Genomic DNA, 23,923 nt, shown 5'->3' on the forward strand with positions numbered 1-23,923 from the left:
CGGGGCATCAGCCGTCTGCGAGCACGGAAGAACACCACACACCCGGGGCCGGTGGCGGGTCAGCCGTCGGACCCGGGTGTGTGTCGTCTGTCGTCGCACCGGTCGGAAACCCGCCCCTACAGCACCGGCAGGTTCTTCCGCAGCTCGAACGCGGTGACCTCGGAGCGGTACTCCTCCCACTCCTGCTTCTTGTTGCGCAGGAAGTGGTGAGGGACGGAAGCCACCTCGGGCGAGCGGCGTCGGTGCACCGCTGGCTGTCCGCCGAGAGGCTGTTCGTGGTCGTTGTTGGTCGCCGTGGGCCGCCCTTCGACGGCCCACAGACGGCCCGGCTCTTAAGCACGCCCAGGCCCGACGCTGGTGCGTCCTCCGGAACGTCCCGATGCCACACCATGGGCAGGTCGGATCCCCGGCATAGTCGGATCCGCCGCATAGGTTGAGCAGCCGGCGCCCGGGCCGCTCCGGAGTGACGGCCCGTTGTTCAGCCAGCCTGTGCCTCGCCCATCTGTACGTCGGAGGCGAGAGTGGGGAGGTTCTTCCAGTTGGTGGCCACGATCGCCGCCGCCACGAGTTTCATCCACAGCTTTGCGTCCGGGTTGGTCATGGTCTCCGCGAGGCCTTCCGCTCGACGCCTATTGATGTCGGCAGTGGCCGGGGCGCCCGGATCCACGTACCCCCACAGGAAGTTGTCGCTGATCTCGCCAAACTCAGTTTCGGACAGTGGCTGGAGGGGTGAGTTGCGAAGCACTGTTACGCGCGGGTCCTCGCTGTGCGGGGCGAACAGGAGCCGGGTCTCCAGCGCGCACGCAGCTTTGGCGACCCTGGCCTCCATGAGCGCCAGGCCGCCGATGAGCCACCGCACGGTCGCGATACACCACACCTGCTCACCGACGCGGTAGGACTCCGCCGCGTGAAGCTCCCCAACCTGAGCAGACACCTCCGAAACGGCCCACCGCAGCGCCAACGCTTGCTCCACGCCCGTGTGGAAGCTGCCCGTCGTGCATTGGAAGCCGGGCAGCTTCAGGGCCTCGACTAGGTCCATGTCCATGCCACTACAGCCACCGAGTCGGCCCGCTGCCTGCTTGATTGTCTTGACGGCCTCCGGTGAGCTGAGTGCTTGCTTGACGACCTCCAGATCCGTGTCAGCCGGCTCGGTGAACCGGTCGATGACCTCGCCCACCCCAGTCAAGTGCACGAACCTGTCCCCAAGGCTGGCAACATCATCAGCCATGGCACCCGTGTAGCTGGTGCCGTCACCCAAATCCCGGGTGTTCTCGCTGACGAAGTAGACGGTCTCGCCCTCGTGCGCCCGCGCATACTCGATCGCCGACAACCAAATCGCCGCGTCCCTAGCCCCGGTCTTCTTCCCCTCATCCCGGCACGGGGAAAGGGCGTTAGCCTCTCGAAATGCCGCCTCACGCAGCGCCTCACCGCTCGTGGGGATGACGTCGACCACAGCCGCCCACTGGCTGCGCCAGTGCTCCCGTACACGCTCTAGGTCCATGTCCGGCAGCCGAATGGGCAGGCCCCACGGAGTTACGTTGGCGAGGGACTGGAGTGCCTGAGCGGCGGCCTCGTGCTGCTTGCGGTACTTGACCGCGTACTGCGCGGACAGTTCCTCCATGACCATCCATGGCACAGAGACGCCCTCCACGCCCGCCGTACGGATGGCCCGCAACACCTCGGCGCTGCTGCTCTCAAGTCCGCAACTGCGAAGGACGCACATATCCAGCACAATCACTGTCTGTACTCCCGCCCCTTGAAGCTCATCGGGTTCAAGAGTGACAGGAGCCGACCGCCTGCGCACCGGATTCACTGACGGCAGGACCTCATGTTTGGGATCCGAGGGGCGCCTCCTAGAGCGATGAGCGCGACTCACGTCCAAAACCTCACTGAGGGTCGCCCTCAGGGACCTCTGGCCGGAGGGGCTCGGCCGGAGAAGAGCACCACTGCTGCGAGAGATGAATATGGCACTGTACATCCCGTTCACAGCTCCCCCGTAACAGAATGTTCGGCTAGGCTATGTCCATGGGGCGAACCTACACCGAGAAAACGATCAAGCTGCTGTTCGGGACAGCCACTCACTGCGCTTATCCGGGATGCAACAGTCGCTTGATTTTCAAGGATCGTGAGCTGTATACCGCCACGGCCCAGATCGCCCATATTCGCTCCGAAAAGGAGAATGGCCCGCGCTATGACGCCGATTACCCGAGCGATAGCATAAATGAATTTGAGAACTTGCTACTTCTGTGTGGAGAGCATCACCCTCCGGTAGACCGGCATGAATCTTTATATCCCGTCGAGGAGTTGCTTGAATGGAAAGAGAGGCAATCTCGACAGGGTGAGCGTCTCGTCGCAGGGGCCGAACTTGCAGCTATTGAACGCCTCCTGAATCAAAAGGCGCCGATTACCTCGGACGCCATCTTGAGAGGGCCAGTCAACGCATTGGGGCAGGCGGAAAGACTACAACAGGCTAGCGATCGTTTTGATGAACAACCGTTGGAATCAGCGGTCCTCTTCGATCAAGTGGCTACTAAACTCGAGGAAACTCCCTTCGTGCACCATGCTGCCATCATCCGGAGTCGACAATGCGCCGCATTGGAGAGCGGCGAGAGCTTCAGAGAAGCCGCAAAGATACGGATTGATCTCGGGTGGCGTGATTACTTCAGCGGCTACGTCTTTGCTGCCAGTCAGCAAATAAGGAGAATCGAAAAATATCAAGATAACCTGCCCGAGGAGACTCTGAGGGCGGTTAACGGATTGGCTTACTCCGCAGCTTATGGGTACGAGCGGGCTGTTTCCCTGGAGGACCTGGCTGACTCATTCGATAAGATGGAGGGCGCCGATCAAGGCGCGCTCAATGCTGCTATGGCATTCGCCGAAGAAGCAATTGCATGGCGTAGACTCGACCTCATCCGCTCTCGCGCCTCAACTCTATCGGAAATGGCAGGAAATTCGACCGCCGACGAGTCGGGTCTAACTATAAGGGCGCGCATTCTTATGTGCCTGGCAGATGCCACCGATAGCTGGGATGAGTTGATTAGGAAGGCCCGCTACACGTATCCCCCGTCCATTACTTCATGGATTGCAGCTCGGCACGCCAGGCACCTTTCCCTAACCGGTCATCCTGAACAGGCAATGGGACGATGGCAGGACGCTATAGATGGTGCGGTTTCTGCCCAGCTTAATGATTCTGCGGCCGATTGGCTGTATGGGCTTCGTGCGACCCGAGTCCAGTACTGGAACATGGATGGCAACATTGACGACCTCCACAGGCTTGCACAAGCTTTGAGAGCATCTGGAAATGGGTCGGTACTTCCGGAGCCATACCCCCTTGCAGCACGTTCATTGTCCCACCTTCTCGACCAGAAGTGGCCTGACGCTCTCCACTGCCTACACCAACATCTTAGACACTCTGTTGTCACCGCAAGTTGGAGTGCGGAGCGCACAGTTCACGAACGATTCGGAGATCTTCTCGTAGCTACGGAAAAGTGGCAGGAGGCACCCATCCACTATATCCGCAGTGATGCATCGAAGAAGTTGAAAAAGCTTGCCCAGGCATGGCCGGATCGAGCCCTTCTCCTCGAACCACCTAGCGGCCAGATTCCTCATTGGGAGAGAATCGCTGCCTGCAAGTTTATCGCCTCTGCCAGCAGAGCTCTTCCTGAAGATATTGCGCGCGCATGGTCAGAATTCACGTTCATGGAAATCTCCACAAAACCTTCGGGGCACCCGCAAACGAGCCCTTGGATTCCAGCTTTCAGCGCATTTTCAGCTACTGCCGACGCAGCCTCCTTGGAGTCAGCTGGCAACTTCCTTGATCTCACGGCTGATTGGCTGCATCGGGAGCCGGGTACGCACAGCCGCACGGACAAAGACCTCGTTAACGCACTCGTCAAGATCTATGCGAGTCATGAAACATTGCGCGATCGAGTCATCGAGATGCTGTGTAGTGCAATCTTGCTTCGCAACGACGCGTCCGACCGTGCCGTCTATGAGGGTCAAGCGATCCTGAGCGAAAACCCACAAGTCGTGGAACAGCGGTTGGGCGAATCGGCGCGTGACGAAAACCTGTACGCCGCTCTCGCGTTGGTCATCTCCGGGTGTGATGTCGCTCCAGCTATAGGGATAGCGCGCAAGAAACTCGAACAATACGTTCAACCTCTCAACATCACTCCTGGCGTTTCAGAGATGAGAGTCGGTGAAGAAGATGCTGCATTGCTAGTCACAGTTCTCGATGAGTCGGACCGGCAAGCGTTCGTCGACTCGATGATTGCTCGAGTGCTGGAAATACAGGACCTCGAGGCCAATCGCGCTAGCGCTATAGGCGCCATTGCGATTGTCGGCCCCTCTCTGCACGCGGAGGGGAGGAACACCGCCTTCGACCTGTTGATCAATTTCGCCCAAGGGCCCACGGAAAGCACAGCCTCCATGGCTTATGGCGACGACCCATTCAGTCGCTTCAAGTTTTCAGTTGGCGACTTTTCTCTAGGCGCACTGGCGATTCATGCAGCTGGAAAACTTGCACACAGCAGGGAGCAATACGCTGAAGTGCAGAGGGTCGCCGTGCCTCTCCTGTCCGCAACCAGTAGCTCGACATGTAGTTGGCTTGCGAGAATGCTTCGCGATCTACCCGAGGGCGAGTTGACTGTAGATGTCGACATGCTGGCCACTCATCAAAGTCCTTGGCTTCGGTGTGTTGCCGCTATGGCTTGGGCGCGTGATCCTCATAGATGGCCCGGCCTTGGAGAGAGGCTATGCACTGACAACGATCCCGGTGTGCGCTTGGTACTAGCGAAGGAATTGAAAGGAAGAGCCGACCATGAGTCGATAATTGATGTGCTGCGCAATGACTACCGACGGGATATTCAAAGGGCCTTGAGATAGTACGTAGGCGCCGAAATGTGGGTGGTGTTCTAGCATGTAGAGAGCGCAGAGTATCTGGCTGCCCAAAGATCGGCTCTCCTGGTCACAGTATTGGGGTTCCATCAAAGTGATTCACGGCCCCGTACTGTCGCCGTCGGTACGAGACGGCTCGTGAAGCCGTCAGCGACGAGACGACGATACGCCGCCGCTACGTCCGCCGGGATATTTTGACGGATCATGAAGCCTTCCTCCGGGTAGACCATGAGCCGCTGCTGCGCTCCGAGCAGCATGTCAATAACTAGACGATCGTCACCGATTGAGCCGACGTACTCCGTAAAGGTCATCGGGGCCGAAGCGCAAACCCACTCCACATCGGGCCACAGCTTCCGGGCCGTTGCGTACGCTCGCCGCTCTTCGTACGGCTTGCAGACTAGGAGGACACCACGACACTTCAATGCCCTGATCAGCGAACAGCGCACGCGAGAACGTGATGTTCTCTCCGGTGTTGCGGGCGTTCGGTTCGACAAGGATGGCGTCCGCCGGCACCCTGAGTTCCAGGCCTCGCTCCCGGTAGAGCTCTGCCTCGCCGCGCGGCATCCGGTCCCGGGTGGTTCGGCTGGTCGCTCCCGTGAAGACGATCAAGGGAGCCATACCTTCCCGATACAGGGCCGCCGTGGTGTCGGCGACCCCGAGGTCATGGCTCCCCAGGCCGATGGCGACCGAGCACGGGCGTACCTCGTGGCCCATCTGCTGGAAGTCCCAGAGTCGTCACGCATCCGCCCATGACTGCTGCGAGATCACTTCTTGCCTCCGCCTTCCACTGCCGAGTCGGGCACCTTGAAGTCGTACGTCCATGAGAAGTGCGTGGCCGCGTGCACGCCCAGCGCGAATTCGACCACCGTGCCGTCGGCCGTGAACGTCGTTCGGTGCAGCTCTACCACCCACTCACCCGGGGCGAGCTGCAAGAGCTGGACTTCGTCACCCCCTGGCGGAAAAGTCGCGATCAAGCGCCTCGCAGTCCCAGGACTGCAGCGCTGTGTGGAGCCTTCTTTGAGCTGCGCACATGCACGGGGCGGGGACGCTGCAATTCCGCTAAAGGCCAGGTGAACAGGGCTTCGGCCCGTACTGGCGAGGTGGCCAGGTGACCGCGAGCAACGGCCGGAGAGTGGGGACGCGATCCCCCTTGCAGTGCTTCACCCGTATTGATCTCGACTGAGAGGAGTCCCGGTGTACCGACGACATCCGTGGGGCGCCGCCGTGCTGGACTGGCCGGCGTCGCCCGTACGAAATTCCCGGTCCGCTCTCTCCTGGCATCGCAGCGCTTAGTGCTGCGGCCGGCTTCCTCTCCCGCCCGTCGACAGCCCTCGCGCGGCTGGTCGACGGGCGGGAGCGCGGGGAGCCGGAACGTCCGACTTCAACGGCGCGCGGCCCCGGTGCTGGAACACCGGGGCCGCTTTTCGTGCCGTATCACCCTGAGAGGAACCACGACCCATGAAGCACATCGGTACCGTTCAGGCGGTTGTTACCGCCGACGCGTTCGACCGCGAGCCGACCGCTGCCGAGCTGGACGCCATCGCCAGCGAGACGCCGCTGATCGTGGCGGAGGTCGACGTGCAGATCAGCTTGCTGGACCGCCCCGTGATGGTGTGGGACACGCGCCGGCTCCGGCGGGCCCGCCGCAAGGTGCTGACCGCGCGGCGTGAGTTGACCAACCGCGGCACCACGATGCCGGAGGTGGTGGCGTGATGGTCGGCGAGTTCACGGCGCAGATGGCGACACGTCGGGGCCGATGGCACCTGTATGTGGTGCTGATGAACAGAACCGCGCGGTGGCCGGAGTGCACCTTCCACCGTGGCGGGCCGGTGCCGACGCTCACGGACCGCGTGAACGCGCTCAGCGTGCTCGGCTTCGAGCCGGTGCCGGACGCTGAGTGGCAGTGGACCGAGGACAGCGAAACCCCCTTCGACCCGTCCTCGCAGGTGCTGCTGATCGCCGCCATCCGAGTGCGTTCACGAGCGGAGGTGGGCGCGTGAACGGCGTTCAGATCCGTTCAGCCGAGCGCGTGCTGTCGGCCGGTACGTGGCTGATCGTGGCGGGCGCGATGCTGTACTCGATCCTCACCGTCACCCCGCTCGCGGCGGAACACACGCCGGATGAGTGGGACTGGACGGCGCCGATCCTGCCGCTCGTGGTCGACGCGGCTGTGGTCATCGTGGTCCGCCTCGACGCGGCCCCGGGCTTCCGTATCGGCAAACACCTCCGCTACGACCCCGCCGACGTACGGGCCTACGTCGACCAGCGCAAGCACGCCGACGCCACCGCCGCCTAACCGAACATCCATCACACAGCAGGGAGAGCCGCCCGTGCGGCTCTCCCTGCCGCATGTCGAGAGGACCACTGCCTGATGACAGGCCACATCCAAGACCGGTGGTACAAGACCGAACCCGACGCCGCTGGCAAGCCCCGCCGCGTACGCACGGCTCGCTACGGCACCGGGATGCGCTACCGCGCCCGGTACATCGGCCCGGACGGCACCGAGAAGAGCAAGTCGTTCCGGGACGGGCAGAAGCGACTGGCCGATCAGTGGCTCGCCCACATCGAGGCGGACATGTCCCGAGGGCAGTACGTGGACCCGGCCGCGAGCCGCGTGACGTTCCGGCAGTACGCCGAGAAGTGGCTGAGCACGTAGACCACCGACATGACCACGCGAGAGTCGGTGGAGTCAGCCGATTCGTGGCCATGCCATCCCCTACCTGGGACCCGCGGCCGCTCGGCTCGTTCAAGCCGGAACATATCCGGGATTGGCTCAGCGAACTGGAACGGGCCCTCCCTGCGTCGTCGTACCGGCGCGTGATCTACAACAACGTGTCAACGGTCCTCAAGGCGGCTGTGGACGACGGTCACCTGTCGAAGAACCCGTGCCACGCGCAATCCGTGCGTCCGCCGACCGCGGGAGGTGGCCGTGTCGTGCCGTGGAGTGCAGAGCGCGTCTTCGCCGTGCGTGCGGCACTTCCGGAGCAGTACCACGCGATGGTCGACCTCGGAGGCGGCTGCGGACTCCGGCAAGGCGAAATTTTCGGGTTGCAGGTCGACGCCATCGGCTTCGACTCCGGATGGCTGCACATCGCGAATCAGGTGAAGGTGACGAAAGACGGTCTCGTCTTCGCCCCGCCGAAGCGGTCCAAGATCCGCGACGTCCCCTTGCCGGACCGCGTGGCGCACGTCCTAAAGCAGCACATGGAGGCGTTCCCTGCAGTGGAGATCACCCTGCCGTGGCTCCGGGCGGACGGTCCACCCGTCACGAAACGGCTGCTGTTCACACGCCTCGACGGCGCGGGAGCCGTTCGGCGTACCGACTTCAACGACCGCGCATGGAAGCCTGCTCTCGTGGCTGCTGGGGTCATCCCCGCGCCGCAGCCCGGAGAGCGTCACCAGGCCGCCCGCGAACACGGCATGCACGCCCTCAGGCACTTCTACGCGTCCGTCCTGCTGGACGCCGGCGAGAACGTGAAGGCGTTGAGTGCCTACCTCGGCCACAACGACCCCGGATTCACGCTCCGGGTCTACACACATCTCATGCCGAGCAGCGACGCACGGGCCCGGAAGGCCGTGGACAGCCTGTACGAGGGCACCGATCCGGCGTCTGACGGCCCAGAGACGGCCCAGAGCGAGTGAGACGCCATGGGGCCGATGGTCCATGACCGTCGGCCCCATCCGCCGAATCAGCGGGAACGTGCCCTGACCTGCGCCTACAGCACCGGCAGGTTCTTCCGCAGCTCGAACGCGGTGACCTCGGAGCGGTACTCCTCCCACTCCTGCTTCTTGTTGCGCAGGAAGAAGTCGAAGACGTGCTCGCCGAGCGTCTCGGCGACCAGGTCGCTGCGCTCCATGAGGGTCAGGGCCTCGCCGAGGTTCTGCGGCAGCGGCTCGATGCCCAGGGCGCGGCGCTCCGCGTCGGACAGCGCCCAGACGTCGTCCTCGGCGCCGGGCGGCAGCTCGTAGCCCTCCTCGATGCCCTTGAGGCCGGCGGCCAGCAGCACCGCGTAGGCCAGGTACGGGTTGGCCCCGGAGTCCAGGGAGCGGACCTCCACCCGCGCCGAGCCCGTCTTGCCCGGCTTGTACATGGGCACGCGGACCAGGGCCGAGCGGTTGTTGTGGCCCCAGCAGATGTAGGAGGGGGCCTCGCCGCCGGCGCCGGCGGTGCGCTCCGTGCCGCCCCAGATGCGCTTGTAGGAGTTGACCCACTGGTTGGTCACCGCGGAGATCTCCGCCGCGTGCCGCAGCAGGCCCGCGATGAAGGACCGGCCGACCTTGGAGAGCTGGTACTCGGCGCCCGACTCGTAGAAGGCGTTGCGGTCGCCCTCGAAGAGGGACAGGTGGGTGTGCATGCCCGAGCCGGGGTGCTCGGAGAACGGCTTGGGCATGAAGGTCGCCTGGACGCCCTGCTCCAGGGCCACCTGCTTCATGACCAGCCGGAAGGTCATGATGTTGTCCGCCGTGGAGAGCGCGTCCGCGTACCGCAGGTCGATCTCCTGCTGCCCCGGCGCGCCCTCGTGGTGGGAGAACTCCACCGAGATGCCCATCGACTCCAGCATGGTGATCGCCTGGCGGCGGAAGTCCATGCCGATGTTCTGCGGGGTGTGGTCGAAGTAGCCGGAGTTGTCGGCGGGGGTCGGCACCGAGCCGTCGGTCGGCTTGTCCTTCAGCAGGAAGAACTCGATCTCGGGGTGGGTGTAGAAGGTGAAGCCGAGGTCGCTCGCGCGGGCCAGGGCGCGCTTGAGGACGTAGCGCGGGTCGGCGAAGGACGGGGAGCCGTCCGGCATGAGGATGTCGCAGAACATGCGGGCCGTGCCCGGGGCCTCGGCGCGCCACGGCAGGATCTGGAACGTCGACGGGTCCGGCTTGGCGATCATGTCGGACTCGTAGACACGGGCGAAGCCCTCGATGGCGGAACCGTCGAAGCCGATGCCCTCGTCGAAGGCCTGTTCCAGTTCGGCCGGGGCCACGGCCACGGACTTGAGGAAGCCCAGCACGTCCGTGAACCACAGGCGTACGAACCGGATGTCGCGCTCCTCCAACGTCCGGAGCACGAACTCCTGCTGCTTGTCCATCTTCCGCTACCCCATCCTTGCTGGTCAGGCCGACTGTCTCCGGTACGTCCCCGGCATCTGGACAGGCGGTCGGGCACCCGAGCATCCCACCACACCACCATTTCGTACGCGTTGCGGACCTTGATCGGCGGGCCGGCCCCGGCCTGAACGCCTGGCACCGGGCGGGTGAACTGCTCTGCTGCCCATCTTGCCTGCTCGTACCGGCATCCGTCATGGCCGGTCGGCCTCGGGCCGGACCGGGACCACCTCCGGTAACTGTCAGGACGCTGTCGGTGCCGTATCGATTCAGCCCATTCCCGCCGCCTGTCTACGGCTCGCCCCCTCCTCCCCATTACGATCAGCGGACCCGACCGTCCCACCCCACCCCGAAGGACACACTCCATGGGTACCGCCAACAGGAGCAGCGCTGGCCGCAAGGCGCGCATAGAGGAGATGCGGCGCGCCGAGCAGGCCCGGGAGCGCCGCAACCGGATCCTCACGGTCGCGGCCGGCGTGGTGATCGTCGCCGGGCTCGTCGTGGGCAGTGTGTTCCTGGTGCGGTCGCAGTCGGACGACGGTGGCAGCGACAGCGTGGCGAGCGACGCGAAGACCTCCGGCAGTTTCACCACCGGCAAGGACGGGGTGAAGACCTGGAAGGGCACCCTGTCGCGCAACCACGTCACCAAGGCCGTGAAGTACCCGGTCGAACCCCCGGTCGGCGGTGACCACAACCCGGTGTGGATGAACTGCAACGGTGACGTCTACACCGAGGAGATCAACAACACCAACGCCGTCCACTCCCTGGAGCACGGCGCGGTGTGGGTGACGTACAACGCCAAGGCGAAGAAGAGCGACGTCGAGGCGCTCGCGGCGAAGGTGAAGAAGACGCCGTACACGCTGATGAGCCCGGTCGACGACCAGACGGACCCGATCATGCTCACCGCGTGGGGCCACCAGCGCACGGTCACCGGCGCCGGCGACCCGGGCGTCGACGCGTTCTTCGAGAAGTTCGTCCAGGGTCAGCAGACGCCCGAGCCGGGTGCCGCCTGCACCAACGGGCTGTCGAAGTGAGGCACGCGGCGCTGATCGCGGGGGCCGCGGCGGCCGCGCTCGTCGCGGCCGGAGCGATCACCTACGCGGTCGCCGAGGACGGCGGTTCCAGCGCCGCCCCCGCCGCCGGCTCGGCGGACGCCGGGTTCGCGCGCGACATGGCGGTGCACCACCAGCAGGCGGTGGAGATGTCGTACATCGTGCGCGACCGCACCAAGGACGAGGAGGTGCGCCGCCTCGCGTACGACATCGCGCAGACGCAGGCCAACCAGCGCGGCATGCTGCTGGGCTGGCTCGACCTGTGGGGGCTGCCGAAGGTGTCGTCCGAGCCGCCGATGAGCTGGATGGGCATGGGCGACATGGCCTCCGGCAAGGACGGCGCGCTGATGCCGGGCATGGCCACCAACAGCGAGCTGAAGAAGCTTCAGACGCTCAGTGGCAGGCAGGCGGAGGTCTTCTACCTCCAGCTCATGACGGACCATCACAAGGGCGGCATCCACATGGCCGAGGGCTGCGTCGACAAGTGCAGCGTCGGGGTGGAGAAGCGGCTCGCGCAGGGCATGGTCGACGCGCAGGAGTCGGAGATCGCGCTGATGGCCGACATGCTCAAGGAGCGGGGCGCCCGGCCGCGTTCGTAGCCCCTCCTCGGTCTTAAGCCTCAAATCGCCCGTCACGACGGTCACTTGGCTTTCTCTTGGCCTCAGTAGGGCGCTTCTTGGGGTGCGCATTCCCCTGGCATGAACGGTTCATCGCGAGAGTGGGCGGGCGTCGAGTGATCCACTCGCGACGAACCGCACAGGGGGTTCCATGAGATCCAACCGCGCCACGGTGCGCGCCGGGGTGAGCATGGCAGCGACACTGCCCATGATCGCCGGCGCGCTGGCGCTCGGCATACCCGCGGCGCACGCCGCGGACTCTCCGGCCCGGGACACGCTGGCCGGGACCAAGCCCGCGTGGGCCACGCCCACGGCGGACCGGGGCGCCGCCTCCGACAGCGCCCAGGTCACCGCCCGCGTCTACCTCGCCGGCCGGGACGCGGCAGGGCTCGCCGCGTACGCCAAGGCGGTGTCCGACCCGCACTCCAAGGCGTACGGCAAGTACCTGAGCGCCCGGCAGGCGCAGGCCCGTTTCGGCGCCACGGCCGCGCAGGTGGCGGCCGTGAAGTCCTGGCTGACCGCGGCCGGTCTGAAGGTCACCCAGGTCACGCGGCACTACGTCGCCGTCACCGGTGACGTGGCCGCCGCCGAGAAGGCGTTCGGCACCCAGCTGCACAACTTCGCCAAGGGCACGAAGACCTACCGCGCCCCGGCGCACGCCGCCTCCGTCCCGGCGGCCCTGGCCGACGCCGTCCTGACCGTCACCGGCCTGGACAACGCGCCGCACAAGGCGAGCCACGACGACCAGCTGCCGCCGCCGGAAACGGTGTTCCGCAACGCCGGTCCGTTCTCCTCGTACTACGGCTCCAACATCGCGAGCACGCTGCCGGACGCCTACGGCCACAAGATCCCGTACGCGGTCAAGGGCTACACCGGCAAGCAGCTGCGGGCCGCGTACGGCGCGGGCACCCGGACCGGCAAGGGCGTGCGCGTGGCCATCACCGACGCCTACGCCTCGCCCACCATCGCCTTCGACGCGGCCACCTACGCCAAGAAGCACGGCGACGCCGCCTGGCGCAGCGACCAGCTCCACCAGGTGCTGCCCAAGAACTACACGAAGACCAAGGAGTGCGGCGCGGCCGGCTGGTACGGCGAGGAGACCCTCGACGTCGAGGCCGTGCACGCGGTCGCGCCCGCCGCGGACGTGACGTACGTGGGCGCGGCGTCCTGCTACGACGACGACCTCCTGGACTCCCTCGGCAAGATCGTCGACCACCACCTGGCCGACATCGTCTCCAACTCCTGGGGCGACATCGAGGCCAACCAGACGCCGGACCTCGCGGCCGCCTACGACCAGGTCTTCCAGCTGGGCGCGGTGGAGGGCATCGGCTTCTACTTCTCCTCCGGCGACAACGGCGACGAGGTCGCCAACACCGGCACCAAGCAGGTCGACACCCCGGCGAACTCGGCGTGGGTGACCGCGGTCGGCGGTACCTCGCTGGCGGTCGGCAAGGACAACACCTACCTGTGGGAGACCGGCTGGGGCACCGAGAAGGCGGTGCTGTCGTCCGACGGCGGCAGCTGGACCGCCTTCCCCGGCGCGTTCACCTCCGGCGCGGGCGGCGGCACCAGCAGGACGGTGGCGGAGCCCTCGTACCAGAAGGGCGTGGTCCCCGACTCCCTGGCGAAGGCGTACCACGCGGCCGGCAACCGGGTCGTCCCGGACATCGCCGCGATCGCCGACCCGAACACCGGCTTCCTCGTCGGCCAGACGCAGACCCTGCCGGACGGGAAGGCGCAGGCGTACAGCGAGTACCGCATCGGCGGCACCTCGCTCGCCGCGCCGGTCATCGCGGCCGTACAGGCCCTCGCGCAGGAGGCCCGCGGCGGCCGGCCGATCGGCTTCGCCAACCCGGTGATCTACGCCAGGTACGGCTCGAAGGCCTACCACGACGTCACCGACAACCCCACGGGCTCCGGCCTGGCGGTCGCGCGCGTCGACTTCGTGAACGGCTACGACGCCACGGGCGGTACGACCACCTCGGTCCGCAGCCTGGGCAAGGACAGCTCGCTGAAGGCCGTGAAGGGCTACGACGACGTCACCGGCGTGGGCACGCCGGCGAACGGCTACGTCGAGTCGTACAGGCGGCGCTGAGGCACCGCCGGCGACGGCACCTCGACGGGGCGCCGGGTGTGTTCACCCGGCGCCCTCTCGCCGTGCCGGGGGCGGTGCGCACCCCGCGCCAGCCGATCGCGTCGCTCTGACGATTAGACTGATCCCGTGCCTGCCTCCCTGAACTTCTGGTCGATCTATCAGCATGGCTTCGCACGCGTCGCCGCGTGCACCGGCCACACCGTCATCGCCGACCCGCCGGCCAACGCCGAAGCGGTGCTGCGCCACGCGCGCCGGTGCGCCGAGGAGGGGGTCGCCGTCGCCGTCTTCCCGGAGATGGGGCTGTGCGGCTACTCGATCGAGGACCTGCTGCTGCAGGACGCGCTGCTCGACGAGGTCGAGACGGCCCTCGCGAGCGTGGTGGCCGGGTCGGCCGCCCTGCTGCCGGTGCTGGTCGTCGGTGCTCCGCTGCGGCACCGCAACCGGATCTACAACTGTGCCGTCTTCGTCCATCGCGGGCGGATCCTCGGGGTGGTGCCCAAGTCGTATCCGCCGAACTACCGGGAGTTCTACGAGCGCCGGCAGATCGCCGGGGGTGACGACGAGCGCGGCGGGACCATCCGGGTCGGCGGCGAGGACGTGCCGTTCGGGGTGGACCTGCTCTTCGAGGCGGTGGACGTCCCCGGGCTCGTGCTGCACGCCGAGGTCTGCGAGGACATGTGGGTGCCGGTGCCGCCGAGCGCGGAGGCCGCGCTGGCCGGTGCGACCGTGCTGGTCAATCTGTCGGGCAGCCCCATCACGGTCGGGCGGGCCGAGGACCGCAGGCTGCTGTGCCGTTCGGCGTCCTCGCGCTGCCTCGCCGCCTACGTCTACGCGGCCGCCGGGCTGGGCGAGTCGACCACCGACCTGTCCTGGGACGGGCAGACCATGATCTACGAGAACGGGGTGCTGCTCGCGGAGACCGAGCGCTTCCCGCTCGGCGACAGTTACGCGGTGGCCGACGTGGACCTCGACCTGCTGCGGCAGGAGCGGCAGCGGATGGGCACGTTCGACGACAACCGCCGCACCCACCAGGCGCGGACCGCCGGCTTCCGGACGGTCACGTTCACGGTCGATCCGCCGCTCACCGACCTGGGGCTGCGCCGTCGCCTGGAGCGCTTCCCGTTCGTGCCGGCCGATCCGGACCGCCTCGCCCTGGACTGCTACGAGGCGTACAACATCCAGGTCGAGGGCCTGCAGCAGCGGCTGGCGGCGATCGGCGGCCCGAAGGTGGTCATCGGGGTGTCCGGCGGCCTCGACTCCACGCACGCGCTGATCGTCGCCGCCCGCGCGATGGACCGGGCCGGCCGCCCGCGCAGCGACATCCTGGCCTTCACGCTGCCCGGCTTCGCCACCAGCGACCACACCAGGGCCAACGCCCACAAGCTGATGAACTCGCTCGGCGTCACCGCGGCCGAGCTGGACATCACGCCGACCGCACGGCTGATGCTGCGGGAGATGGGCCACCCGTTCGCCTCCGGCGAGCCGGTGTACGACGTCACCTTCGAGAACGTGCAGGCCGGTCTGCGCACCGACTACCTGTTCCGGCTCGCCAACCAGCGCGGCGGCATCGTGCTCGGCACCGGTGATCTGTCGGAGCTGGCGCTCGGCTGGTCCACGTACGGCGTGGGCGACCAGATGAGCCACTACAACGTCAACTCCGGCGTACCGAAGACGCTGATCCAGCACCTGATCCGCTGGGTGATCAGCAGTGGGCAGTTCGACGACGAGACCGGCAGGACCCTCGCCGCGATCCTCGACACCGAGATCAGCCCGGAGCTCGTACCGGGCGAGGAGATGCAGTCCACCGAGTCCAAGATCGGCCCGTACGCGCTGCACGACTTCACGCTCTTCCACGTGCTGCGGTACGGCTTCCGGCCGTCGAAGATCGCCTTCCTGGCCTGGCACGCCTGGCACGATGCCGAGGCCGGTGCCTGGCCGCCGAACTTCCCGGAGGCCAAGCGGGTGGCGTACGACCTGCCGGAGATCCGGCGCTGGCTGGAGGTCTTCTGCCGGCGCTTCTTCGCGTTCGCGCAGTTCAAACGGTCGGCCATGCCGAACGGGCCGAAGGTCTCGGCCGGCGGTTCCCTTTCGCCTCGTGGCGACTGGCGCGCCCCGTCCGACAGCACGGCACAGGCCTGGCTGCGCGACCTCGCCCGTTTCGACTAGGCCTGCGCTGCCGCACCACGACGAAGGCGTGCCCGGTGTCCGCCGGGCACGCCTTCGTCTGGGGCAGGGGAGGTCAGCGGTGCAGCGCCTGCGACTCCTGCGGCAGATGCGAGGCCACCACCCGCTCGCGCCCGGCCACCGGCGCGCACCGCCGGTCCACCGCGTACGCCAGCGACGCCACGGCCACGCCGAGCACGGCGAGCGCCGCGCCCGTCAGGGCGGGGGACGTGACCCCGAAGCCCGCTGCCAGGGCGAGGCCGCCGATCCAGGCGCCGCCGGCGTTGGCCAGGTTGAAGGCGGCCTGGTTGGCGGAGGAGGCGAGGGACGGGGCCGCCGACGCCTTCTCCATGACCATCAGCTGGAGCGGGGAGCCGGTGACGAAGGCCGCCGTGCCGAGCAGGACGACCGCCAGGGCGGCGGTGAGCTCCGTGCGCATCAGCAGCGGGAAGAGGGCGAGGACCGCCGCGAGCGCGGTCAGTCCGCCGAACAGCGTGCCGCGCAGGGAGTGGTCGGCCAGCCGGCCGCCCAGCAGGTTGCCGGCCGTGGCGCCCACGCCGAACAGGGCCAGCAGCAGCGTCACGCTGGCGTCGGCGTAGCCGGCGGCGTCGGTGAGCATGGGCGTGATGTAGCTGTAGGCGGCGAAGAGGGCGCCGAAGCCGGCGACCGTCGTGCCCAGGGCCAGCCAGACCGGCAGGGAGCGCAGGGCGGCGAGTTCGCCGCGCAGGCCCGTCGCGGGGGCCTGGCCGCGGTCCCGCGGGACCAGCAGGGCCAGCGCCGCAATGGCGGCCACGCCGATCGCGCTGACGCCGAGGAACGTGGCCCGCCAGCCGAGGTGCTGGCCCATCAGGGTCGCCACCGGCACGCCCACGATGTTCGCGACCGTCAGGCCGAGGAACATCAAGGAGACCGAGCGGGCCTTGCGTTCGGGGGTCACCATGGCCGTGGCGACCACCGCGCCCACGCCGAAGAAGGCGCCGTGCGGCAGGCCGCTGAGGAAGCGGGCCGCCAGCAGCCAGTGCTCGTCGGGGGCGCACGCGGACAGCGCGTTGCCCGCGACGAACAGGCCCATCAGGGCGATGAGGACGGTGCGGCGGGACATCCGCGCCGTCGCGGCGGAGAGCAGGGGGGCGCCGACGACGACGCCCAGGGCGTACGCCGACACCAGGTGGCCGGCGGCGGGAAGGGAGATGCCCAGGTCGTCCGCGACTTCGGGCAGCAGGCCCATCATCACGAACTCGGTCGTACCGATGCCGAAGGCTCCGACAGCGAGCGCGAGCAGGGCCAGTGGCATGAAGAACCTTTCGAGACTTTCGTGTGCAGAGATCCGTACGTCTTATGTTCAAGTACGGAACAAAGTCTCTCAGGCGCGGTATTCCAGAACGCGGCCGCTCAGTGAGCAGCAGGTGTCCAGAAGGCGCTGACCTGGGGTTTTCAGGAGCCGGATGTGGTGACCTTCACACGGGCCGCGAGCGGCAGGTGGTCGCTGCCGGTCTGCGGCAACGTCCAGGAACTCTCCGGTTCCATGCCCCGCACCAGGATCTGGTCGATCCGCGCCATCGGGAACGACGCCGGCCAGCTGAACCCGAAGCCGTTGCCCGCCGCGCCCTGCGTGGAACGCATCTGGGAGGTGACGGCGTTGAGCGCGCGGTCGTTCATGGTGCCGTTCAGGTCGCCGAGCAGCACGACCCTCGGGAGCCGCTCGTCGGCGATGGCCTCGCCGAGGGCGTCGGCGCTCTTGTCGCGCTGCCGGGCGGTGAACCCGGCCTCCATCTTCACGCGCACGGACGGCAGATGGGCGACGTACACCGCGACCGGGCCCTCGGGGGTGGTGACGGTGGCGCGCATCGCGCGCGTCCAGCCGAGCTTGATGTCGACGGCCCGGACATCACTGAGCGGGTACTTGCTCCACAGGCCGACCGTGCCCTGCACCGAGTGGTAGCGGTACGTGCCCGCCAGCGCCCTCTCGTACGTCGCGACCGCGCTCGCCCGCAGCTCCTCCAGCGCCAGTACGTCCGCGCCGGACGCGGCCACGTCCCGGGCCGTGCCGGACGGGTCGGCGTTGTCCGCGTTGACGTTGTGGGTGGCGACGGTGAGGTCGCCGCCCGTCGCCGACTTGTCGGTGAGCAGGCCGCCGAACAGGTTCAGCCACACCACCGCCGGCAGCACCACCGCGATCAGCGCGGTCGCCGACCGGCGCAGCAGCGCGACCAGCAGCAGGACCGGGACCAGCAGGCCCAGCCAGGGCAGGAAGGTCTCCACCAGGCTGCCCAGGTTGCCGACCTTGTTCGGGATGCGGGAGTGGGCCAGCATGACCACCGCCAGCAGGACCGCGCACCCGGCGGTGAGCAGGCCGCGCCGCCAGATCCGCGGGTCGCCGCGCCAGCCGGCGGTCAGGCGGCCGAACAGGCTCCGAAGCCGGGTTCCCCGGCGCTCGGGCCCCGAGCCGCCGCCTGCCGTCTCCGTCGCGTACGCCTGCTGCGCCATACCGTCGCCTCACCCTGCCTGCTGTGCACACCGTCTTCCCCCGTGTCTTTAGACCCTAGGGGATGATCGGCTCCGTTCCCCGCCGTCGCTGACGGCCGTACGGGGGCGATGACGTACGAGCCCCGCGCGGGAGTTCCTGTCACCGGCGCGGAAAGCGCCCTCTGTGACGAAACGCGCACACTAGGGCTGCCGGCGCGGGGAACTGACGGGGCGTAGGCCGTCGAGGAGGGTGTCGACGACCTGTTCGGCGAGGCCTTCGGGGAGGTCGGCGTCCGGGTGCAGGACGGCACGCACCAGGAGGGGGCCGAGGAAGAGGTCGTACAGCAGCTCCGCGTCGATGTCCGTGCGCAGTTCGCCGTTCTCCTGCCCGCGGCGCAGCACCTCGAGGCCGATCCGGCGGCGCGGGGCGACGACGGTCTTGTGGTACGCAGTCCAGATCCTCGGGCTGCTCTTCATCTGGGCGTGCACGTTGTGCAGGATCGCCGACGAGCGGTTGGCCAGGCCGCGGCGGCGCAGGGCCTCCAGCAGGACGACCAGGTCGTCGCGCGCGCAGGTGCCGGGCAGGACGGGGTCCGGGGGCTCGGCGGCGCGCAGGACGTCGACGAAGAGTTCCTCCTTGCCGCTCCAGCGACGGTAGATGGTGGCCTTGCCGACCCCGGCGGTGCGGGCGATGCGCTCGATGGACAGCTCCGCGAGCGGCACGCCCTCCTCCAGCAGCCGCATGACGCCTTCGAGGATGGCGCGTTCCACGGCCTCGCTGCGGGGGCGGCCCCTCGCGGGGCTGTCCTGCCGGGGGTGGCTGTCGGCGAGGCTCACGTCACTGGGTCCTTTCGCGGTGGGGATGGTGCTCGGCCGGCGGGTTACTCCGCCGTCACCAACTCTGCCTCCTGCGCGCCCCGGCCGGACACCGGCTGCCTCCCCGGCAGGAACAGGGCCACCACGATCGTGCCGACGACGGCGACGCCCGCGCCCCACAGGGCCGTGACGTGCATGGCGTGCAGGAAGGCGTCGTAGGCGGGGCCGACGAGGGCCTTGCCCTGCGGGCCGAGCCGGTCGGCGACACCGAGGGTGGCCTCGATGGACTCGCCGGCGGTGTGGCGCAGGCCGGGCGGCAGGGCGCCCAGCTTGTCCTCGATGTCCGTGCGGTACGCGGTGGACAGCACGGAGCCGAGCACGGCGATGCCGAGGGCGCCGCCGACCTGCCGGAAGGTGTTGCTGAGCGCGGAGGCCGAGCCGGCCTTCTCGCGGGGCAGGGCCTGCATGATGACGACGCTGACCGGCGTCATGATGTGCGCCATGCCGGTGCCCATCAGGAAGAAGATGACCTCCAGGATCCAGATCGGCGTGTCGGCGTCCAGGGTGGCGAAGGCGGCCAGCATCGCGGCGATGACCAGCATGCCGGCGGTGGTGGTGGCCCTGTTGCCGAACCGGTCGACGAGCAGCCGGGCCCGCGGCGCGAAGATCATCTGGGCGGCGGCCAGCGGCAGCATCAGCAGGCCGGTCTGGAAGGGCGAGTAGCCGCGCACGCTCTGGGTGTAGAAGACCGAGAAGAAGGTCACGCCCATCAGCGCGAAGAAGACCAGGGCGATGGCGGCGATCGCCGCGGAGAAGACCTTGTTGCGGAAGTAGGTGACGTCCAGGGACGGGTGGTCGCTGCGCTTCTCGTACACGACGAAGACGGCCAGGACGGCGAGGCCGGCGGCGATCGTGGACAGCACGGTCGCGTCGGTGAAGTCGGCGAGTTCGCCGCCCTTGATGATGCCGTAGACGAGCAGGACCAGGCCGATCACGGACAGCACGACGCCGACGGGGTCGAGCCGGCCGGGGTTCGGGTCGCGGGAGTCGGGCACCAGCCACAGCATCAGGGCGAGCGCGAGAGCCACGATCGGGACATTGACCAGGAAGACCGAGCCCCACCAGAAGTGGTCGAGCAGGGCACCGCCGGTGATGGGGCCGATGGCGATGGCGAGGCCGACACCGCCGGCCCAGATGCCGATGGCCTTGGGCTGTTCCTCCCGTTCGAAGACGTTCATCAGCACGGCGAGGGTGGCGGGCATGACGAACGCGGCGCCCAGGCCCATGACCGCCCGGAAGGCGATCAGCTCGCCGGGCGAGCCGGAGAACGCGGCGAGCGCGGAGCCGACGCCGAACACGGTGAGGCCGCCGAGCAGCACCTTCTTGCGTCCGAGCCGGTCGCCGAGCAGTCCGGCGGTGAAGAGCAGACCCGCGAAGACGAGGGTGTAGGCGTTGATCGCCCACTCCAGCTCGCTCTGGGTGGCGCCGAGACCGGTCGGGGCGGGCGTCGAGATGGTCTTGATGGCGACGTTCAGGATCGAGTTGTCCAGGACGACGATCAGCAGGCTCAGCATCAGCACGCCGAGGATCGCCCAGCGGCGCCGGTGCACCGCTTCGGGCACCCGGGGCGTGGTGGCAGGAGTGGTCATACGGCCGAGCCTAGGACACTTACGATACGAGACCGTTCCGTATCGGAATCCTTTACCCAGTCCTTACGAAGGCCGGTTCCCGCGGCCGGCGACCCGGGTGAGGAGGGTCCCCCTAGCCGTCGGTGACACGAGGTGCCACCATGGACGTGGTCCGGGGACGCCGTCAGGGCGCCTCGAGATGACGTGTTAGGAGCCGACGCAATGACGCAGCTCTCGGCTGCCCAGTCCGCGCAGCAGAAGTCCTCCGACGGCAGCAAGGCGCTGTACGGAGGCAAGAGCACCCGCCGCATCACCGTGCGGGACATCGCCCTCGCCAAGGAGCGCGGGGAGAAGTGGCCCATGCTCACCGCGTACGACGCGCTGACCGCGTCCGTCTTCGACGAGGCCGGCATCCCGGTCCTCCTCGTCGGCGACTCCGCGGGCAACTGCCACCTCGGGTACGACACCACCGTGCCCGTCACCCTCGACGAGATGACCATGCTGTCCGCCGCGGTGGTACGCGGCACCAAGCGCTCCCTGATCGTGGGCGACCTGCCGTTCGGCTCCTACCAGGAGGGCCCGGTGCAGGCGCTGCGCTCGGCGACCCGGCTGGTGAAGGAGGCGGGGGTCGGTGCCGTCAAGCTGGAGGGCGGCGAGCGCTCGCACGAGCAGATCCGGCTGCTGGTGGAGTCCGGGATCCCGGTGATGGCGCACATCGGGCTGACCCCGCAGTCCGTGCACGCGATGGGCTACCGGGTGCAGGGACGCGGTGAGGAGGCGGCCCAGCAGCTGCTGCGGGACGCCAAGGCCGTGCAGGACGCCGGGGCGTTCGCCGTGGTGCTGGAGCTGGTTCCCGCGGAGCTGGCCGCCGAGGTGACGCGGGTGCTGCACATTCCCACGGTCGGCATCGGGGCCGGGGCGCAGACGGACGCGCAGGTCCTGGTGTGGACCGACATGCTCGGGCTGACGCCCGGGCGGGTGCCGAAGTTCGTCAAGCAGTACGCGGATCTGCGCCAGGTCATGGGGGACGCGGTGCGGGCGTTCGCCGATGACGTGGTCGGCGGAACGTTCCCGCTGGAGGAGCACTCCGTCCACTGAGCCCCACCTGAGCCACTGCGGTACGACAGGCAGCCCGCCGATCTTCCCCCGTCGGCGGGCTGCCGTGCTGACGCGGCCCGTCAGCGATCTGTCGGCGGCCGCCGGACCCTGTCGGTGTTCTGTCGGCGGTTTGTCGGTGGCGGGTGACAGCGTTCAGGGCATGACACGAATCGACAACAACCCCGGCGGTGCGGACCGTGCCGTCTCCGTGCGGGGTCTGGTCAAGCACTACGGCGAGACCAAGGCGCTGGACGGGGTCGACCTGGAGGTGCGCGAGGGAACCGTGATGGGGGTGCTCGGGCCGAACGGTGCCGGGAAGACCACCCTCGTGCGGATCCTGTCCACGCTGCTCGCCCCCGACGCCGGGCAGGCGGTCGTCGCCGGATACGACGTCGTACGGCAGCCGCGGCAGCTGCGACGGGTGATCGGGTTCACCGGGCAGTACGCCTCCGTCGACGAGAAGCTCCCGGGCTGGGAGAACCTGTACATGATCGGCCGGCTGCTCGACCTGTCCCGCAAGGAGGCACGGGCGCGCGCCGACGAGCTGCTGGAGCGCTTCTCGCTGACGGAGGCCGCCAAGCGGCCCGCGGCGACGTACTCCGGCGGTATGCGGCGGCGGCTGGATCTGGCCGCCTCGATGATCGGGCGGCCGAAGGTCCTCTTCCTCGACGAGCCCACCACGGGACTGGACCCGCGCACCCGCAACGAGGTGTGGGACGAGGTCAAGCGGATGGTCGGGGACGGCGTGACCGTGCTGCTGACCACGCAGTACATGGAGGAGGCCGAGCAACTCGCCTCGGAGCTGACCGTCGTCGACCGCGGCAGGGTCATCGCCGGCGGCGGTATCGAGGAACTCAAGGCCAAGGTCGGCGGGCGGACCCTGCGGGTCCGGCCGACCGACCCGGCCCAGCTGCGGCCGCTGGCCGCCGCGCTCGACGAGCTGGGCATCACCGGCCTGGCCCACACCACCGTGGACGCCGAGCGCGGTGCCGTCCTGGTGCCGATCCTCAGCGACGAGCAGCTGACGGCGGTGGTCGGCGCCGTCACCGCGCGCGGCCTCACCCTGGCCGCCATCACCACCGAACTGCCCAGCCTGGACGAGGTGTTCCTGTCCCTCACCGGCCACCGCGCCAGTGCCCCGCAGGACACCGTGTCCGCCGACGACCGCGAGGAGGTCGCCGTATGAGCGCCGCCACCGTCACCCCGACCGCCGACGCCCGTATCTCACCGCGGGCGCACCTGCGGCACACCGGGGCGCTCATCCGCCGCAACCTGCTGTGGATCCGGCAGGACCCGGAGTCGATGTTCGACGCCATCCTGTTCCCCGTCGTCTTCACGCTGCTGTTCGTGTACGTCTTCGGCGGGTCCATCGGGCAGGCGCTGGGCGGCGGGCAGGAGGCGTACGTGCAGTACGTCGTGCCCGGCCTGATGGCCATGATGGGCATGAACATGGCCATGGGAGTGGGCACCGGGTTCAACCAGGACTTCAACACCGGGGTCATGGACCGCTTCCGCTCCCTGCCCATCGGCCGTGGCTCGGTGCTGTTCGCGAAGATCGCCGTGGAGCTGTTCCGGATGACCATCGCGACGACGATCCTGCTGGTCGTCGGCGTCCTGGTGGGCTTCGACATCACGAACTGGCTCGGTCTGCTGGCCGCCGTGGGCCTGTCCGCGGTCTTCGGCACGGCGCTGATGTGGGTGTTCCTGACCCTCGGTGTGGTGATGAAGAACGCGCAGTCCGTACAGGCGATGGGCTTCCTGGTGCTGATGCCGCTGCAGTTCGGCTCGTCGATCTTCGCGCCGACCCGCTCGATGCCGGGCTGGCTGCAGAACTTCACCGACTACAACCCGCTGTCCTCGCTCGCCGACGCCGCGCGCGGCCTGATGGTGGGCGGCCCGGTCGCGCACGACCTGTGGATGACGCTGGGCTGGTCGGTGGCGATCACGGCGGTGATGGCGCCGGTCGCCATCCACAAGTTCCGCACCAAGCACTGACGC

At 68.0% G+C, this 23,923-nt stretch carries 19 protein-coding genes and 2 pseudogenes; 12 read left to right on the top strand and 9 right to left on the bottom strand.

Translation table 11 applies throughout. The features are described 5' to 3' along the window. Positions 1-116: 116 nt before the first annotated feature. Together AB0K80_RS26210 and AB0K80_RS26215 are read right to left on the bottom strand one after the other, a co-directional pair. A complete protein-coding gene (locus AB0K80_RS26210) occupies positions 117-224 on the bottom strand; it encodes a glutamine synthetase (RefSeq protein WP_365673661.1) in 108 nt (35 codons plus the stop codon). Between the two features lie 254 nt (positions 225-478). Next, positions 479-1,738: a PIN domain-containing protein gene (locus tag AB0K80_RS26215; protein ID WP_365673664.1), complete on the bottom strand. Its 1,260-nt coding sequence runs from the start codon at positions 1,736-1,738 to the stop codon at positions 479-481. Positions 1,739-2,025: 287 nt separating this feature from the next. Here AB0K80_RS26215 and AB0K80_RS26220 point away from each other — a divergent pair, with 287 nt between their 5' ends. Beyond that, entirely contained in the window at positions 2,026-4,884 is a 2,859-nt protein-coding gene (locus AB0K80_RS26220; protein WP_365673666.1) for a hypothetical protein, read from the top strand. A 101-nt stretch (positions 4,885-4,985) separates the two neighbouring features. On the opposite strand, the pseudogene AB0K80_RS26225 reads toward AB0K80_RS26220, so the two are convergent. Further along, a pseudogene (locus AB0K80_RS26225) lies at positions 4,986-5,610 on the bottom strand (YdcF family protein). Between the two features lie 50 nt (positions 5,611-5,660). Beyond that, on the bottom strand, positions 5,661-6,041 hold the full coding sequence (locus AB0K80_RS26230; protein ID WP_365673875.1) for a UTRA domain-containing protein: 381 nt from the start codon (positions 6,039-6,041) through the stop codon (positions 5,661-5,663). Positions 6,042-6,354: 313 nt separating this feature from the next. Here AB0K80_RS26230 and AB0K80_RS26235 point away from each other — a divergent pair, with 313 nt between their 5' ends. The 4 genes and pseudogenes from AB0K80_RS26235 (at position 6,355) to AB0K80_RS26250 (ending at position 8,538) form a co-directional block, all read left to right on the top strand. Continuing rightward, positions 6,355-6,609 (top strand): DUF6284 family protein, encoded by a 255-nt coding sequence (locus AB0K80_RS26235; RefSeq protein WP_365673667.1) that lies wholly within the window; start codon positions 6,355-6,357, stop codon positions 6,607-6,609. Continuing rightward, the gene (locus AB0K80_RS26240; protein ID WP_365673877.1) at positions 6,609-6,896 is read left to right on the top strand and encodes a DUF6303 family protein; all 288 of its coding nucleotides are present in this window, start codon (positions 6,609-6,611) and stop codon (positions 6,894-6,896) included. The genes AB0K80_RS26235 and AB0K80_RS26240 overlap by 1 nt, the downstream gene beginning before the upstream one ends. Further along, the gene (locus AB0K80_RS26245) at positions 6,893-7,192 is read left to right on the top strand and encodes a hypothetical protein (protein ID WP_365673669.1); all 300 of its coding nucleotides are present in this window, start codon (positions 6,893-6,895) and stop codon (positions 7,190-7,192) included. The genes AB0K80_RS26240 and AB0K80_RS26245 overlap by 4 nt, the downstream gene beginning before the upstream one ends. 75 nt (positions 7,193-7,267) lie before the next feature. Next, a pseudogene (locus AB0K80_RS26250) lies at positions 7,268-8,538 on the top strand (site-specific integrase). 74 nt (positions 8,539-8,612) lie between these two features. On the opposite strand, the gene AB0K80_RS26255 reads toward AB0K80_RS26250, so the two are convergent. Next, positions 8,613-9,974 carry a glutamine synthetase family protein gene (locus tag AB0K80_RS26255; protein ID WP_365673670.1) on the bottom strand — a complete coding sequence of 454 codons (1,362 nt, stop codon included), beginning with the start codon at positions 9,972-9,974 and terminating at the stop codon, positions 8,613-8,615. A 381-nt stretch (positions 9,975-10,355) separates the two neighbouring features. On the opposite strand from AB0K80_RS26255, the gene AB0K80_RS26260 reads away from it, so the two are divergent. The 4 genes from AB0K80_RS26260 (at position 10,356) to AB0K80_RS26275 (ending at position 15,920) form a co-directional block, all read left to right on the top strand. Continuing rightward, positions 10,356-11,024 carry a DUF3105 domain-containing protein gene (locus AB0K80_RS26260; RefSeq protein WP_365673673.1) on the top strand — a complete coding sequence of 223 codons (669 nt, stop codon included), beginning with the start codon at positions 10,356-10,358 and terminating at the stop codon, positions 11,022-11,024. After that, positions 11,021-11,641 carry a DUF305 domain-containing protein gene (locus AB0K80_RS26265; RefSeq protein WP_365673675.1) on the top strand — a complete coding sequence of 207 codons (621 nt, stop codon included), beginning with the start codon at positions 11,021-11,023 and terminating at the stop codon, positions 11,639-11,641. Before AB0K80_RS26260 ends, AB0K80_RS26265 begins: the two co-directional genes overlap by 4 nt. A 169-nt stretch (positions 11,642-11,810) precedes the next feature. After that, positions 11,811-13,754, top strand: coding sequence for a S53 family peptidase (locus AB0K80_RS26270; protein WP_365673677.1), 1,944 nt, complete (start codon positions 11,811-11,813; stop codon positions 13,752-13,754). A 138-nt stretch (positions 13,755-13,892) separates the two neighbouring features. Further along, positions 13,893-15,920: an NAD(+) synthase gene (locus AB0K80_RS26275; protein WP_365673879.1), complete on the top strand. Its 2,028-nt coding sequence runs from the start codon at positions 13,893-13,895 to the stop codon at positions 15,918-15,920. A 73-nt stretch (positions 15,921-15,993) separates the two neighbouring features. On the opposite strand, the gene AB0K80_RS26280 is transcribed toward AB0K80_RS26275, so the two are convergent. From AB0K80_RS26280 to AB0K80_RS26295, 4 genes are all read right to left on the bottom strand, one after another. After that, on the bottom strand, positions 15,994-17,211 hold the full coding sequence (locus AB0K80_RS26280; protein WP_365673679.1) for an MFS transporter: 1,218 nt from the start codon (positions 17,209-17,211) through the stop codon (positions 15,994-15,996). A 140-nt stretch (positions 17,212-17,351) separates the two neighbouring features. Continuing rightward, positions 17,352-18,404 carry an endonuclease/exonuclease/phosphatase family protein gene (locus AB0K80_RS26285; RefSeq protein WP_365673681.1) on the bottom strand — a complete coding sequence of 351 codons (1,053 nt, stop codon included), beginning with the start codon at positions 18,402-18,404 and terminating at the stop codon, positions 17,352-17,354. A 180-nt stretch (positions 18,405-18,584) separates the two neighbouring features. After that, positions 18,585-19,220: a TetR/AcrR family transcriptional regulator gene (locus tag AB0K80_RS26290; RefSeq protein WP_365673683.1), complete on the bottom strand. Its 636-nt coding sequence runs from the start codon at positions 19,218-19,220 to the stop codon at positions 18,585-18,587. A gap of 44 nt (positions 19,221-19,264) precedes the next feature. Continuing rightward, positions 19,265-20,848, bottom strand: coding sequence for an MFS transporter (locus tag AB0K80_RS26295; protein WP_365673686.1), 1,584 nt, complete (start codon positions 20,846-20,848; stop codon positions 19,265-19,267). A gap of 201 nt (positions 20,849-21,049) precedes the next feature. Here AB0K80_RS26295 and panB point away from each other — a divergent pair, with 201 nt between their 5' ends. The 3 genes from panB to AB0K80_RS26310 all read left to right on the top strand — a co-directional run bounded on the left by panB (position 21,050) and on the right by AB0K80_RS26310 (position 23,920). Next, positions 21,050-21,925, top strand: coding sequence for a 3-methyl-2-oxobutanoate hydroxymethyltransferase (gene panB, locus AB0K80_RS26300; protein ID WP_365673688.1), 876 nt, complete (start codon positions 21,050-21,052; stop codon positions 21,923-21,925). A 160-nt stretch (positions 21,926-22,085) separates the two neighbouring features. Then, positions 22,086-23,111 (top strand): ATP-binding cassette domain-containing protein, encoded by a 1,026-nt coding sequence (locus AB0K80_RS26305; RefSeq protein WP_365673690.1) that lies wholly within the window; start codon positions 22,086-22,088, stop codon positions 23,109-23,111. After that, positions 23,108-23,920, top strand: coding sequence for an ABC transporter permease (locus AB0K80_RS26310; RefSeq protein WP_365673693.1), 813 nt, complete (start codon positions 23,108-23,110; stop codon positions 23,918-23,920). The genes AB0K80_RS26305 and AB0K80_RS26310 overlap by 4 nt, the downstream gene beginning before the upstream one ends. Positions 23,921-23,923: the final 3 nt, after the last annotated feature.

This window comes from Streptomyces sp. NPDC052682, assembly GCF_040678435.1.
In the GTDB taxonomy this organism is placed as follows: Bacteria; Actinomycetota; Actinomycetes; order Streptomycetales; family Streptomycetaceae; genus Streptomyces.

Excerpts from the sequence above, each read along its gene's own strand:
- AB0K80_RS26305 (WP_365673690.1), top strand. The coding sequence starts at position 22,086 with ATGACACGAATCGACAACAACCCCGGCGGTGCGGACCGTGCCGTCTCC.
- AB0K80_RS26220 (WP_365673666.1), top strand. The coding sequence starts at position 2,026 with ATGGGGCGAACCTACACCGAGAAAACGATCAAGCTGCTGTTCGGGACA.
- AB0K80_RS26270 (WP_365673677.1), top strand. The coding sequence starts at position 11,811 with ATGAGATCCAACCGCGCCACGGTGCGCGCCGGGGTGAGCATGGCAGCG.
- AB0K80_RS26235 (WP_365673667.1), top strand. The coding sequence starts at position 6,355 with ATGAAGCACATCGGTACCGTTCAGGCGGTTGTTACCGCCGACGCGTTC.
- AB0K80_RS26285 (WP_365673681.1), bottom strand. The coding sequence starts at position 18,404 with ATGGCGCAGCAGGCGTACGCGACGGAGACGGCAGGCGGCGGCTCGGGG.
- AB0K80_RS26280 (WP_365673679.1), bottom strand. The coding sequence starts at position 17,211 with ATGCCACTGGCCCTGCTCGCGCTCGCTGTCGGAGCCTTCGGCATCGGT.
- panB (WP_365673688.1), top strand. The coding sequence starts at position 21,050 with ATGACGCAGCTCTCGGCTGCCCAGTCCGCGCAGCAGAAGTCCTCCGAC.
- AB0K80_RS26260 (WP_365673673.1), top strand. The coding sequence starts at position 10,356 with ATGGGTACCGCCAACAGGAGCAGCGCTGGCCGCAAGGCGCGCATAGAG.
- AB0K80_RS26295 (WP_365673686.1), bottom strand. The coding sequence starts at position 20,848 with ATGACCACTCCTGCCACCACGCCCCGGGTGCCCGAAGCGGTGCACCGG.
- AB0K80_RS26240 (WP_365673877.1), top strand. The coding sequence starts at position 6,609 with ATGGTCGGCGAGTTCACGGCGCAGATGGCGACACGTCGGGGCCGATGG.
- AB0K80_RS26255 (WP_365673670.1), bottom strand. The coding sequence starts at position 9,974 with ATGGACAAGCAGCAGGAGTTCGTGCTCCGGACGTTGGAGGAGCGCGAC.
- AB0K80_RS26310 (WP_365673693.1), top strand. The coding sequence starts at position 23,108 with ATGAGCGCCGCCACCGTCACCCCGACCGCCGACGCCCGTATCTCACCG.